This window comes from Enterobacter cloacae complex sp. OE43NF (assembly GCF_023544405.1).
GTDB lineage: Bacteria > Pseudomonadota > Gammaproteobacteria > Enterobacterales > Enterobacteriaceae > Enterobacter > Enterobacter cloacae.
In genome coordinates this window covers 248,367-261,455 of the sequence record NZ_JAMJFW010000001.1, presented here as the reverse complement: position 1 = coordinate 261,455, position 13,089 = coordinate 248,367, and the positions used below count along the sequence as shown (strand labels likewise).

The 13,089-nt window shown below is 53.3% G+C and carries 12 protein-coding genes; 4 read left to right on the top strand and 8 right to left on the bottom strand.

The window, feature by feature from the left end:
• Position 1: 1 nt before the first annotated feature.
• From rseP to rpsB, 8 genes are all read right to left on the bottom strand, one after another.
• On the bottom strand, positions 2-1,354 hold the full coding sequence (rseP, locus tag M8370_RS01190) for a sigma E protease regulator RseP (protein ID WP_250020383.1): 1,353 nt from the start codon (positions 1,352-1,354) through the stop codon (positions 2-4).
• Positions 1,355-1,365: 11 nt separating this feature from the next.
• Positions 1,366-2,223, bottom strand: coding sequence for a phosphatidate cytidylyltransferase (gene cdsA / locus M8370_RS01185; RefSeq protein ID WP_013095657.1), 858 nt, complete (start codon positions 2,221-2,223; stop codon positions 1,366-1,368).
• 12 nt (positions 2,224-2,235) lie between these two features.
• The gene (gene ispU, locus M8370_RS01180) at positions 2,236-2,994 is read right to left on the bottom strand and encodes a (2E,6E)-farnesyl-diphosphate-specific ditrans,polycis-undecaprenyl-diphosphate synthase (RefSeq protein ID WP_028028110.1); all 759 of its coding nucleotides are present in this window, start codon (positions 2,992-2,994) and stop codon (positions 2,236-2,238) included.
• Between the two features lie 186 nt (positions 2,995-3,180).
• Entirely contained in the window at positions 3,181-4,380 is a 1,200-nt protein-coding gene (gene ispC, locus M8370_RS01175) for a 1-deoxy-D-xylulose-5-phosphate reductoisomerase (protein ID WP_038981256.1), read from the bottom strand.
• A 95-nt stretch (positions 4,381-4,475) separates the two neighbouring features.
• Positions 4,476-5,033 carry a ribosome recycling factor gene (gene frr / locus M8370_RS01170; protein WP_008501909.1) on the bottom strand — a complete coding sequence of 186 codons (558 nt, stop codon included), beginning with the start codon at positions 5,031-5,033 and terminating at the stop codon, positions 4,476-4,478.
• A gap of 167 nt (positions 5,034-5,200) precedes the next feature.
• Entirely contained in the window at positions 5,201-5,926 is a 726-nt protein-coding gene (gene pyrH, locus M8370_RS01165; protein WP_003856194.1) for a UMP kinase, read from the bottom strand.
• A 151-nt stretch (positions 5,927-6,077) separates the two neighbouring features.
• Positions 6,078-6,929, bottom strand: coding sequence for a translation elongation factor Ts (gene tsf / locus M8370_RS01160; protein WP_008501911.1), 852 nt, complete (start codon positions 6,927-6,929; stop codon positions 6,078-6,080).
• A gap of 117 nt (positions 6,930-7,046) precedes the next feature.
• The gene (rpsB, locus tag M8370_RS01155; RefSeq protein WP_013095653.1) at positions 7,047-7,772 is read right to left on the bottom strand and encodes a 30S ribosomal protein S2; all 726 of its coding nucleotides are present in this window, start codon (positions 7,770-7,772) and stop codon (positions 7,047-7,049) included.
• 321 nt (positions 7,773-8,093) lie between these two features.
• On the opposite strand from rpsB, the gene map reads away from it, so the two are divergent.
• The 4 genes from map (at position 8,094) to M8370_RS01135 (ending at position 12,985) form a co-directional block, all read left to right on the top strand.
• The gene (map, locus tag M8370_RS01150; RefSeq protein WP_013095652.1) at positions 8,094-8,888 is read left to right on the top strand and encodes a type I methionyl aminopeptidase; all 795 of its coding nucleotides are present in this window, start codon (positions 8,094-8,096) and stop codon (positions 8,886-8,888) included.
• A gap of 63 nt (positions 8,889-8,951) precedes the next feature.
• Positions 8,952-11,627: a bifunctional uridylyltransferase/uridylyl-removing protein GlnD gene (gene glnD, locus M8370_RS01145; protein ID WP_013095651.1), complete on the top strand. Its 2,676-nt coding sequence runs from the start codon at positions 8,952-8,954 to the stop codon at positions 11,625-11,627.
• 32 nt (positions 11,628-11,659) lie between these two features.
• Positions 11,660-12,484 (top strand): 2,3,4,5-tetrahydropyridine-2,6-dicarboxylate N-succinyltransferase, encoded by an 825-nt coding sequence (gene dapD, locus M8370_RS01140; protein WP_013095650.1) that lies wholly within the window; start codon positions 11,660-11,662, stop codon positions 12,482-12,484.
• Positions 12,485-12,595: 111 nt separating this feature from the next.
• A complete protein-coding gene (locus tag M8370_RS01135) occupies positions 12,596-12,985 on the top strand; it encodes a DUF3461 family protein (protein ID WP_095907354.1) in 390 nt (129 codons plus the stop codon).
• Positions 12,986-13,089: the final 104 nt, after the last annotated feature.

The following is a 13,089-nucleotide window of genomic DNA, read 5'->3' as shown; positions in this document are numbered from 1 at the left end:
CTTACAACCGAGAGAAATCATTGAAAAGTGCAAGCCCCATTAACAGCACCAGCAAAATCGAGCCAATGCGATAACTAAAGTCTTGAACTCGCTCGGATACCGGCCCGCCTTTTAGCTTTTCAATCGCTAAAAACAGCAGATGACCCCCGTCTAAAACGGGAAGCGGGAACAGGTTGATGATCCCAAGGTTCACGCTAATGAGTGCGAGAAACATGAGATAGTAAATCACCCCGAACTCCGCTGACATCCCAGCCCCCTGAGCTATCGAAATTGGCCCACTGAGGTTGTTCAGTTTCACATCACCGGTTATCAATTTCCCCAACATGTTTACCGTCAGCTTCATCAGTTGCCATGTTTTATCCGTGGCTTCAAGGATGGCGCTAAACGGCCCATACTGGCGTATTGTCTTGTACTCATCAGGCAGCGGGATCACTTTAGGCACAACGCCTGCAAACCCTTCTGCCTTTTTGCCGACCGATTTGCTATCCGGGATCAGCGTCAGCGAGAGTGGACTACCCTGCCTTTCAACTTCCAGCGCGAGCGACGTACCCGGATTATCGCGCACCAGAGTAACAAAGGTCATCCACTGTGTTAATGGCTGACCATCGACTTTAACGATCCTGTCGCCAGCTTGCAAACCCGCTTTGCTCGCCGCCGAATTTGCCTGAACTTCGGCTAATATCGGTTCGATCTGCGCACCACGTGGGCGAATCCCCAGCGCAGAGACGGGATCTTCTTTGTCTGGCTCGAAACTCCAGTGACGCAAATCCAGCACTTTATTCTGTCGCTGGTCAGAACCAAACGGCGACACGCTGACCGTGGTCTGCTCATCACCGATTTTGGCTACCAGTTGCAGTCGCACGGCATCCCAATCAGGGGTTTCGATACCATCAATCGCTTTAAGTCCCATCCCCGGCGTAATTTGCGCACTCGCCGCGATGGAATTGGGGGCGATTTCACCGACAACCGGACGCACGCCCGGAACGCCGATGATAAACACCAGCCAGTAAGCGAAGATAGCAAAGATGAAATTGGCTACCGGTCCGGCAGCAATGATGGCGGCACGTTGTCCAACGGTTTTGTTGTTAAACGCGCTGTGTCGAAGCTCAGGGGCCACAGGCTCAACACGTTCGTCGAGCATTTTGACGTAGCCACCGAGCGGGATAAGGGCGATGACAAATTCCGTGCCGTGACGGTCATTACGCGTCCAGAGTGATTTGCCAAAACCGATGGAGAACCGCTCTACGCGCACACCGCAACGGCGAGCAACCCAGAAATGGCCAAATTCATGCACGGTAATCAGTACACCCAGTGCAACAATGAACGCCGCCAGATTCCAGAGAATGCTCAGCATAAAACCTTCCGTTAAATCGTCCCGAATACCAGTAAAAGCAGACAAGCAAACACGGGAACAGCCGCTGTCAGGCTGTCAATGCGATCCAGTATCCCGCCATGCCCTGGAATCAGGTGTCCGCTGTCCTTAATCCCTGCTTCTCGCTTGAACATACTTTCGGTTAAATCACCGAGTACCGAGGCCAGCGCGGCAAAAATCGAACACACCAGCAGTATTGACGGTGCAATGTCCAGATTCGCCCAGACGCCATAGCCCCAGGAGATAATCGCTGCCGTAAACAGGCCGCCGATGAATCCTTGCCAGGTTTTACCGGGCGACACCTTCGGAGCCAGTTTATGTTTGCCGAACAGTTTACCAAACATATAGGCCCCAGAGTCAGCCCCCCAGACCAGAATCATCACATAAAGCAGCCAAATCGCACCGCTGTAGTGGTTTTCGTCGTAGTGCCAGGCGCGCAGAGCCACCATGCCCCAGAAAAAAGGCACGATGGTAAGAAGACCAAATATAAGGCGCAGCACTTTTGAATTGCGCCACAACGCCGCGGAGCCTGGATAAAAAAGCACCAAAACAAGGGCGGCGATCCACCAGGCCAACGATACCCACAGGGACCCGGCAACCAGTGGTTGGTGAATATCATGGTGATATTCCGGCAAGGTAAACAGCATCAGGGCCAGGATCAAGCCACAGAGTACCGCCAGCCATACCCGCTGACTGCGCGACGTAAAGCCGCTAAACTGTCCCCATTCCCACGCGGCCAGCATACACACCACCAGCGTGACAATAGCAAATCCCACCGGGGGCAGTAAAAACAGCGCCGCAATGACAATGGGTATTAATACAAAAGCGGAAATCAGGCGATACTTCAGCAAAAGCTACCCCCATCAGGCTTTGTCGCCACCAGGCTCGGTGCCGCCGAAACGACGCTCTCGATTGGCAAAGGCATGCAGCGCACCTTCAAAGTCTTGTTCATCAAAATCGGGCCAAAGCACATCCGTAAAGTAAAGTTCGGCATAGGCAATTTGCCACAGCAAAAAGTTACTTATGCGATGTTCTCCCCCTGTCCTAATTACCAAATCCACAGGTGCCAGTTCATTCATGCAGATTTGCTTGCTCAGCGCGTCTTCATCAATTTGGTCGGGTCTCAATAACCCTTCCTGAACCTGTTCAGCCAGGTGCCGAACCCCCTGGATAATATCCCAGCGTCCACCGTAATTCGCCGCGATATTCAGCGTCAGACCCGTGTTATTTTCAGTCAGCGCTTCTGCTTTACGAATCCGTTCCTGCAAACGTGAGTTAAAACGACTGGTTTCGCCAATGACACGCAGGCGCACATTGTGGCGGTGCAGGCTTTTTACTTCGCTGTCGAGCGCCCACACAAACAGTTCCATCAACGCAGTCACTTCCTGCGCAGGTCGATTCCAGTTTTCACTGCTAAAAGCATAGAGCGTTAACGCATCAATGCCGTTATTGGCGGCAAAAGAGACGGCGCGGCGAACAGATTTCGCCCCAGCTTTATGCCCAAAGGCTCGTATCTTCCCTTGTCTTTTCGCCCAGCGGCCATTGCCATCCATGATGATTGCTACATGACGGCAGCCATGAGCTGGCAAGTTTTCGCTTATTGGTTGATTCGCAGACAACATAACGCGTTTTTAGTCCCTGAAAAGGATTTAACGGTACTCAGGAATACTGAAGCCTATACGTAAAAAAGCCGTGTCAAACCACGGCTTACCTGACCACTTAAAGTCAAATACCTGCGATCAGGTGGCGCAGACTATATCACCGAAGCCCAACGCTAACAAATAGCACGACGACTAGTGCTTGCTTTATCACCAGCTTGCGAGACGTGTCACCTGTTTGCGCGCAATAATACGAGCCTGCTCATCCACCGCCAGCACCTCTTCCACGCTTTGTGGTTCGCGCAGATCCATCAACTCCAGTACCGACAAATTCAGCATAGCGATATCGGTGAAACGGATCTGCTGATTCAGAAATGCTTCAACGGTAATTTCATTGGCTGCATTGAGTGCCGTCGTCGCCGCCTGCCCCTGGTCAAAGGCATTCATTGCAAGCTTAAGACACGGATAACGATCGTAGTCAGGTTCACTGAACGTCAGAGAACTCAGCTTGCAAAAATCGAGTGGCTTTACGCCAGATTTCACGCGTTCAGGCCATGCCATTGCATGTGCAATTGGCGTACGCATATCCGGCTCTCCCAGCTGTGCCAGCACGCTGCCGTCCTGATAGCGCACCATCGAGTGAATCACCGATTGCGGGTGGATCAGCACTTCCATCTGTTTCGCCGACGCGTTAAACAACCAGCGAGCTTCAATGTATTCCAGACCTTTGTTCATCATAGTGGCAGAGTCAACGGAGATCTTACGCCCCATTGACCAGTTCGGATGACGGCACGCCTGATCCGGCGTCATTGCGCTCAGTTCAGACAGTGGCGTTTCACGGAACGGGCCACCAGACCCGGTAAGCAAAATCGATACAACCCCATTCTGCTCCAGGTCAGCGTACCCCAGGTTCTGCTGAAAAGGTTGCGGTAAACTCTGAAAAATGGCGTTGTGCTCGCTGTCGACCGGCAAAAGACGTGCTCCGCGCTGCTTAACCGCCTCCATAAACAGACGTCCGCAGGTTACCAGCGACTCTTTATTCGCCAGCAGAACATCTTTACCGGCATCGATGGCGGCCAGCGTCGGCAGCAACCCGGCCGCGCCAACAATGGCGGCCATCACCTGATCGACCTCGTCCAGCGCGGCCATCTCACAGGCAGCCTGCTGCCCGCTCAGAACCTCAGTACGACTGCCCTTCTCTTGCAGAGCGGCTTTCAGCTGGCGGGCACTCTCTTCGTCATCCATTACCGCATAGCGGGGCGTAAACTCCAGACACTGCTCGACCATTCGCTGCACATTCTTCCCGGCCACCAGTGCTGTCACGGTGTAAAGCGCAGGGTTGTGGCGTACAACGTCGAGAGTGCTGCAACCGATAGATCCGGTTGAGCCAAGGAGAGTTAAATGCTTCATGAGATGCCCGAAAAAAGTTAGACCAGATAAAAGCAAAACGCCGCCAGCAAGACCCGAAGTCCCTCTGAACGGCGTTTATCAGTGTAAGACAGAAATCAGAACTGCATCAGTTCCGCTTCTTTATCTGCCAGCGCCGCATCAATTTTCTTGATGGCAGCGTCAGTCATTTTCTGAATATCGTCCTGTGAACGACGATCGTCATCTTCACTGATCTCTTTTTCTTTCAGCAGCGCTTTCACTTTATCGTTAGCGTCGCGACGGACGTTACGCACGGAAACACGACCCTGCTCAGCTTCGCCACGCACGACTTTGATCAGGTCTTTACGACGCTCTTCGGTCAGTGGAGGCAGTGGAACACGGATATCAGCACCCGCAGAGCTTGGGTTCAGACCGAGGTCAGATGCCATGATCGCTTTCTCAACTGCCGGGCCCATAGAGCGATCGAACACGTTGATTTTCAGCGTACGGGTATCTTCCACGGTCACGCTCGCCAGCTGGCGCAGAGGGGTAGGCGTACCGTAGTACTCTACGATGATGCCATCCAGCAGGCTTGGAGAAGCACGGCCAGTACGGATTTTGCTGATTTGGGTTTTGAACGCTTCTACGCATTTTTCCATGCGTACTTCAGCATCTTTTCTGATGTCGTTAATCACGTTACGAATCCTTGAAAACTTGTCTCAGGCAGACTATCCGCCAGCACAGTGCTACAGGTGTGCTAAGTATAGTCGCGTTTAATTCATGACAACGCCAATGGCGCGTCCGGGTAAGATACCACTTCAAAATAAAGCGGAATCTTACCTGTATTTATCGCCGACGGAAATTATTCCGTGATCAATGTGCCTTCTTTTTCGCCCATGACCACGCGGCGCAGTGCGCCAGGCTTATTCATATTGAAGACACGGATCGGCAGTTTGTGGTCGCGAGCCAGCGTGAAGGCGGCAAGATCCATCACTTTCAGCTCTTTTTCCAGCACTTCGCTGTAGGACAGCTGATCGTACATGGTGGCAGAGGGATCTTTTGCCGGGTCGGCGGTAAACACGCCATCCACTTTGGTTGCTTTCAGCACCACATCGGCTTCGATTTCGATACCGCGCAGGCAGGCAGCGGAATCGGTTGTAAAGAACGGGTTACCCGTACCGGCGGAGAGGATCACCACGCGGTTGTTGCGCAGCAGGCTGATCGCTTCTGCCCAGCTGTAGTTATCGCAAACGCCATTCAAAGGAATAGCGGACATCAGGCGGGCATTCACATAGGCACGATGCAACGCATCACGCATTGCCAGACCGTTCATCACGGTTGCCAGCATACCCATATGGTCGCCCACAACGCGGTTCATCCCCGCTTTCGCCAGACCAGCACCACGGAAAAGGTTGCCACCGCCAATGACCACGCCGACCTGAATACCCAGTTCGACAAGTTCTTTGATCTCCTGTGCCATGCGGTCGAGAATGCTTGCGTCAATACCGAAGCCTTCCGATCCCTGCAGCGCTTCGCCACTCAGCTTAAGCAGAATGCGTTTGTACACGGGTTTTGCATTGGTAGCCATGTTTCTTTCCTGAGACTGTCAACGATTAAGATGGGGGTTAATTCTGGCGACATAGTAAGTCGCATACCAGCACAGCGATACGGGATCCTGTCTGATTTTCGTCTGACGGGTGACAAAAAGAAGCCGCCCTCAGGCGGCTCCTTTTTCATCATTAAGACTGCTTGGACATTGCAGCAACTTCTGCTGCGAAGTCAGTCTCAACTTTCTCGATGCCTTCGCCCACTTCGAAGCGGATGAAGCCAGTTACGTCAGCGTTGTGCTCTTTCAGCAGCTGAGCAACGGATTTGCTTGGATCCATAACGAAAGGCTGGCCAGTCAGAGAAACTTCGCCGGTGAATTTCTTCATGCGGCCTTCAACCATTTTCTCTGCGATTTCTTTTGGCTTACCAGACTGCATCGCGATGTCCAGCTGAACCTGGTACTCTTTCTCTACCACTTCAGCAGACACGTCTTCTGGTTTAACGAATTCTGGTTTGCTTGCAGCGATGTGCATTGCCAGCTGTTTAACCAGCTCTTCGTCAGCGCCTTTAGCCGCAACCAGAACACCGATACGCGCACCGTGCTGGTAAGAACCCAGAACGTCGCCTTCCAGGGACGCTACGCGACGGATGTTGATGTTCTCACCGATTTTAGCAACCAGCGCAACACGTTCTTCTTCGAACTGTGCTTTCAGAACTTCAACGTCAGTGATTTTGCCAGCAACAGCTGCGTCCAGAACTTTGTTAGCAAATGCCTGGAAACCACCATCTTTAGCAACGAAGTCAGTCTGGCAGTTAACTTCCAGAATGATGCCGTAGTTGCCGTCGATTTTAGTGATGATCACGCCGTCAGCAGCAACGTTGCCTGCTTTTTTAGCTGCTTTGATCGCACCGGATTTACGCATGTTTTCGATTGCCAGCTCGATGTCGCCGTTCGCTTCAGTCAGCGCTTTTTTGCAATCCATCATGCCTGCGCCAGTACGCTCGCGCAGCTCTTTTACCAGGGATGCGGTAATTTCAGCCATTCTTAAATCCTCGGGAGATGTGAACTGCCCGGCCTGCGGCCAAACAGTATAAATTGAAAAAAGGGGCCGATAATGGGCCCCTATTCATACACGGTACTAATAAGGGGTGAAACCTTATTATTCAGCTTCTACGAAGCTTTCTTCCGCCTGAGAAGCCAGATCCTGGGAACGGCCTTCACGAACGGTAGCAGCTACAGCGCTCAGGTACAGGCTAACAGCACGGATTGCGTCGTCGTTACCCGGGATAACGAAGTCAACACCGTCCGGATCGGAGTTGGTATCAACGATAGCGAATACCGGGATACCCAGGTTGTTAGCTTCTTTGATTGCGATGTGCTCGTGGTCTGCATCGATTACGAACAGCGCGTCTGGCAGGCCGCCCATATCTTTGATACCGCCCAGGCTGTTTTCCAGCTTGTCCAGCTCACGAGTGCGCATCAGCGCTTCTTTCTTAGTCAGCTTGTCGAAAGTACCGTCCTGAGACTGGGTTTCCAGATCTTTCAGGCGCTTGATGGACTGACGAACAGTTTTCCAGTTGGTCAGCATGCCGCCCAACCAGCGATGGTTCACGAAGAACTGGTCGCAGCTGTTAGCAGCATCTTTCACAGCTTCGCTTGCAGCGCGCTTAGTACCAACGAACAGAATCTTACCTTTACGGGAAGCGATCTTGTTCAGCTCAGCCAGGGCTTCGTTGAACATTGGTACAGTTTTCTCAAGGTTGATGATGTGAACTTTGTTACGCGCGCCGAAGATGAAAGGCTTCATTTTCGGGTTCCAGTAACGGGTCTGGTGACCGAAGTGAACACCAGCCTTGAGCATGTCGCGCATGGAAACAGTTGCCATGTTTAAAACCTCTATATTGAAAGTTGGGGTTATGCCTCCACGTATCCCATATTACCGACCCCGAAGGGCACCCCGGAATATGTGCCGATACGTGTGTGTTGTTACACAAAGTGAGATATATCGCTCCCGTCCAGCCTGTGTATCTGAGATGGATCGGAAGTCCGGCGCGCTTTATACCACAAATCACGACCAGAAACCAATAATTGTTGGCGTAGTGTGCTGTTAATGATTCTCAGTTTGGCACGGGGTGCGCCTGACTGATACCATTAACGGTACTTAGACTAGTATTGTCGAAAAAATCGACACCGATGGACAGATTACATGGCTATCTCTATTAAGACCCCTGAAGAAATTGAAAAGATGCGCGTCGCCGGTCGTCTGGCCGCGGAAGTGCTGGAAATGATCGAGCCGTTCGTGAAACCGGGCGTCAGCACCGGCGAGCTGGACCGCATCTGTAACGACTATATCGTTAACGAGCAGCACGCGGTCTCCGCCTGCCTCGGCTACCACGGTTTCCCGAAATCCGTCTGCATTTCTATAAATGAAGTGGTGTGCCACGGTATTCCGGATGACGAAAAACTGCTGAAAGATGGCGACATCGTCAACATCGACGTCACCGTCATTAAAGATGATTACCACGGTGACACCTCGAAGATGTTTATCGTGGGCAAGCCAACCATCCTGGGTGAGCGCCTGTGTAAAGTGACGCAGGAGAGCCTCTACCTGGCGCTGAAGATGGTGAAACCGGGCATTCGCCTGCGCACCATTGGTGCCGCTATCCAGAAGTTTGTCGAAGCGGAAGGTTTCTCCGTGGTTCGCGAATATTGTGGTCACGGCATTGGCCGCGTCTTCCACGAAGAGCCGCAGGTTCTGCACTACGATGCGGATGACGGCGGCGTGGTGCTGCAAAAAGGGATGACCTTCACCATCGAGCCGATGGTCAACGCGGGTGACTACCGTATCCGTACCATGAAAGATGGCTGGACGGTGAAAACCAAAGACAGAAGCTTGTCTGCACAGTACGAGCATACTATTGTGGTAACAGACAACGGCTGCGAAATTATGACGTTGCGCAAGGATGACACCATCCCGGCAATACTGACGCACGATGAATGATAAAAAAGCCGGCAAATGCCGGCTTTTTTAATGGCGATAGCTTTTTCTTATGGGTGGCGCACGATGAGTAATCTATTACCCGAACAGTATGCTAACACAGCACTTCCCACCCTTCCCGACCAGCCCGATAACCCGGGCGTCTGGCCGCAGCACGAGCTGAGCTGTGCCGGCATCAAAGCCCATATGGATGTCTTCCAGCGCTGGCTGGGAAGCGCGTTTGATGCGGGCATTTCCGCCGAACAGCTCATTGAAGCACGCACCGAATTTATTGACCAGCTTCTGCAACGCCTGTGGATTGAGTACGGATTCGGGCAGGTCAGCGACGTGGCGCTGGTTGCCGTCGGGGGCTATGGCCGCGGTGAGCTGCATCCGCTTTCCGATATTGACCTGCTGATCTTAAGCCGCAAAAAGCTGCCGGACGAACAGGCGCAGAAGATTGGCGAATTGCTGACGCTGCTCTGGGATGTGAAACTGGAAGTCGGCCACAGCGTACGCACCCTGGAAGAGTGCCTGCTGGAGGGGCTATCGGATCTGACCGTTGCCACCAACCTGATTGAAACCCGCCTGCTGATCGGCGACGTCGCGCTGTTCCTGGAACTGCAAAAACACATTTTCAGCGACGGCTTCTGGCCATCAGAAAAGTTCTTCGCCGCTAAGGTCGAGGAACAAAATCAGCGCCACCAGCGCTATCACGGCACAAGCTATAACCTTGAACCGGATATCAAAAGCAGCCCCGGCGGCCTGCGCGATATCCACACATTACAGTGGGTAGCCCGTCGCCACTTTGGCGCCACCTCGCTGGATGAAATGGTGGGTTTTGGCTTTTTAACCGAAGCCGAGCGAAACGAGCTCAACGAGTGTCTGCATCTACTGTGGCGCATTCGTTTTGCCCTCCATCTTGAACTTAATCGCTACGATAACCGTCTGTTGTTCGACCGCCAGCTCAGCGTGGCCCAGCGCCTTCACTACAGCGGCGAGGGTAACGAACCGGTTGAGCACATGATGAAGGATTTCTTCCGCGTGACCCGACGCGTTACCGAACTCAACCAGATGTTATTGCAGCTGTTCGACGAAGCTATTCTGGCGCTGACGGCCGACGAAAAACCGCGCCCCATTGATGACGAGTTTCAGCTACGCGGTACGCTTATCGATCTGCGCGACGAAACGCTGTTTATGCGCGAGCCGGAAGCGATCCTGCGGATGTTCTACACCATGGTCCGCAACAGCACGATCACCGGGATCTACTCCACCACCCTGCGCCATTTGCGCCATGCGCGACGCCATCTGACGCAGCCGCTGTGCTATATCCCGGAAGCGCGTTCGCTGTTCCTGAGCATGCTCCGCCATCCGGGCGCCGTCAGTCGCGGACTGCTGCCAATGCACCGTCACAGCGTACTGTGGGCCTATATGCCGCAATGGTCGCACATTGTCGGGCAGATGCAGTTCGATCTGTTCCATGCCTATACGGTGGATGAACACACGATCCGTGTCATGCTCAAGCTGGAGAGTTTTGCGAAAGAAGAGACGCGCTCCCGCCACCCGCTGTGCGTTGAGCTGTGGCCACGGCTGACCCATCCGGAGCTGATCCTGATTGCCGCCCTGTTCCACGATATCGCCAAAGGCCGCGGCGGTGACCACTCGGTGCTCGGCGCGCAGGACGTCCTGAAATTTGCCGAACTGCACGGTCTGAACTCACGTGAAACACAGCTGGTGGCCTGGCTGGTGCGCCATCACCTGCTGATGTCGGTCACCGCACAGCGTCGTGACATTCAGGACCCTGAAGTGATCAAGCAGTTTGCAGAAGAGGTACAAACAGAAAACCGTCTGCGCTATCTGGTCTGCCTGACGGTGGCCGATATCTGCGCCACCAACGAAACGCTGTGGAACAGCTGGAAGCAGAGCCTGCTGCGTGAACTGTACTTTGCGACCGAAAAACAGCTGCGCCGCGGAATGCAAAACACGCCGGACATGCGCGAGCGCGTGCGCCACCATCAGCTGCAGGCTCTGGCCCTGCTGCGGATGGACAACATTGATGAAGAGGCGTTGCATCAGATTTGGGCCCGCTGTCGTGCCAACTACTTTGTCCGTCACAGCCCAAACCAACTCGCCTGGCATGCGCGGCATCTGCTGCAGCATGATTTGTCGCAGCCGATGATCCTGCTCAGCCCGCAGGCGACGCGCGGTGGTACAGAGATCTTTATCTGGAGCCCGGACCGCCCTTATCTGTTTGCTGCGGTATGCGCTGAACTGGACAGACGAAACCTGAGCGTGCACGACGCGCAGATTTTCACCACCCGCGACGGCATGGCGATGGACACCTTTATTGTGCTGGAGCCGGACGGCAGCCCGCTGTCGTCGGATCGTCATGAGGGGATACGTTTTGGTCTGGAGCAGGCCATCACTCAGCGCAGCTGGCAGCCGCCGCAGCCGCGTCGTCAGCCCGCGAAACTGCGCCACTTTACCGTCGATACCGAGGTCAATTTCCTGCCGACCCACACCGATCGTAAATCGTTCCTGGAGCTCATTGCCCTGGATCAGCCAGGTCTGCTCGCCCGCGTCGGCCAGGTCTTTGCCGATCTGGGAATTTCGCTTCACGGGGCCCGAATTACAACCATTGGCGAGCGAGTAGAAGATTTATTTATAATCGCAACAGCGGACCGGCGTGCCCTTAATAATGACCTGCAACTTGAAGTGCAACAACGGTTGACAGCAGCCCTCAATCCAAACGATAAAGGGTGACGTGTTTTTTAGTGAAATGGAAAGAGTAAACAATGCAGCAGTTACAGAACGTTATTGAGTCCGCTTTTGAGCGTCGCGCCGAGATTACCCCGGCAAATGTGGATACCGTTACCCGCGAAGCGGTTAACCAGGTGATTTCTCTGCTGGATTCCGGCGCGCTGCGTGTAGCAGAAAAAATCGACGGTCAGTGGGTCACTCATCAATGGCTGAAGAAAGCCGTGCTGCTCTCTTTCCGTATCAACGATAACCAGGTTATCGACGGAGCTGAAAGCCGCTACTTCGATAAAGTGCCAATGAAATTCGCTGATTACGACGAAGCGCGTTTCCAGAAAGAAGGCTTCCGCGTAGTGCCACCTGCTGCGGTGCGTCAGGGCGCGTTCATCGCCCGTAACACCGTACTGATGCCATCCTACGTAAACATCGGTGCCTATGTAGACGAAGGTACCATGGTGGATACCTGGGCTACCGTGGGCTCCTGCGCGCAGATCGGTAAAAACGTTCACCTGTCCGGCGGCGTCGGCATCGGTGGCGTACTGGAACCCCTGCAGGCTAACCCAACCATCATCGAAGACAACTGCTTCATCGGCGCGCGCTCTGAAGTGGTAGAAGGCGTGATCGTTGAAGAAGGCTCAGTGATCTCCATGGGCGTTTACATCGGTCAGAGCACCCGTATTTACGACCGTGAAACCGGCGAAATCCATTACGGCCGTGTTCCGGCAGGCTCCGTGGTTGTTTCCGGCAACCTGCCGTCTAAAGATGGTAAGTACAGCCTGTACTGTGCGGTTATCGTGAAGAAAGTGGACGCGAAAACCCGCGGTAAAGTGGGCATCAACGAATTGCTGCGCACCATCGATTAATCGGATATAACAAAAAGCGGGGGCAACCCCGCTTTTTTCATATCTGAGGGTGGCGAAAATAGATTTTTTCGTTAATTATTCAAAGGTTATGTTGAGATCAAGGGTACCGCTATGTACGATAATCTGAAAAGTCTGGGCATTACCAATCCTGATGAAATTGATCGTTACAGCCTTCGCCAGGAAGCCAACAACGACATTTTAAAAATCTATTTTCACAAGGACAAAGGAGAGTTTTTCGCCAAGAGCGTGAAGTTTAAATATCCACGCCAGCGTAAGACCGTCGTCGCAGACGGTGTAGGACAGGGATACAAAGAGGTTCAGGAAATCAGCCCCAACCTGCGTTATGTGATCGATGAACTCGATCAGATCTGCCAGCGCGACCGTAGCGAAGTAGATCTCAAGCGTAAGATCCTTGACGATCTGCGTCACCTTGAAAGCGTTGTGACTAATAAGATCAGCGAGATTGAAGCGGATCTTGAGAAATTAACGCGTAACAAATAAGTTGGGTGCGGCCTGATGCCCTCACCCCGGCCCTCTCCCACAGGGAGAGGGAGAAAACCATCATGTAGGCCGGGTAAGGCGAAGCCGCCACCCGGCAAACAGCA

Excerpts from the sequence above, each read along its gene's own strand:
- rseP (WP_250020383.1), bottom strand. The coding sequence starts at position 1,354 with ATGCTGAGCATTCTCTGGAATCTGGCGGCGTTCATTGTTGCACTGGGT.
- ispU (WP_028028110.1), bottom strand. The coding sequence starts at position 2,994 with ATGTTGTCTGCGAATCAACCAATAAGCGAAAACTTGCCAGCTCATGGC.
- ispC (WP_038981256.1), bottom strand. The coding sequence starts at position 4,380 with ATGAAGCATTTAACTCTCCTTGGCTCAACCGGATCTATCGGTTGCAGC.
- pyrH (WP_003856194.1), bottom strand. The coding sequence starts at position 5,926 with ATGGCTACCAATGCAAAACCCGTGTACAAACGCATTCTGCTTAAGCTG.
- tsf (WP_008501911.1), bottom strand. The coding sequence starts at position 6,929 with ATGGCTGAAATTACCGCATCCCTGGTAAAAGAGCTGCGCGAGCGTACT.
- rpsB (WP_013095653.1), bottom strand. The coding sequence starts at position 7,772 with ATGGCAACTGTTTCCATGCGCGACATGCTCAAGGCTGGTGTTCACTTC.
- map (WP_013095652.1), top strand. The coding sequence starts at position 8,094 with ATGGCTATCTCTATTAAGACCCCTGAAGAAATTGAAAAGATGCGCGTC.
- glnD (WP_013095651.1), top strand. The coding sequence starts at position 8,952 with ATGAGTAATCTATTACCCGAACAGTATGCTAACACAGCACTTCCCACC.
- dapD (WP_013095650.1), top strand. The coding sequence starts at position 11,660 with ATGCAGCAGTTACAGAACGTTATTGAGTCCGCTTTTGAGCGTCGCGCC.
- M8370_RS01135 (WP_095907354.1), top strand. The coding sequence starts at position 12,596 with ATGTACGATAATCTGAAAAGTCTGGGCATTACCAATCCTGATGAAATT.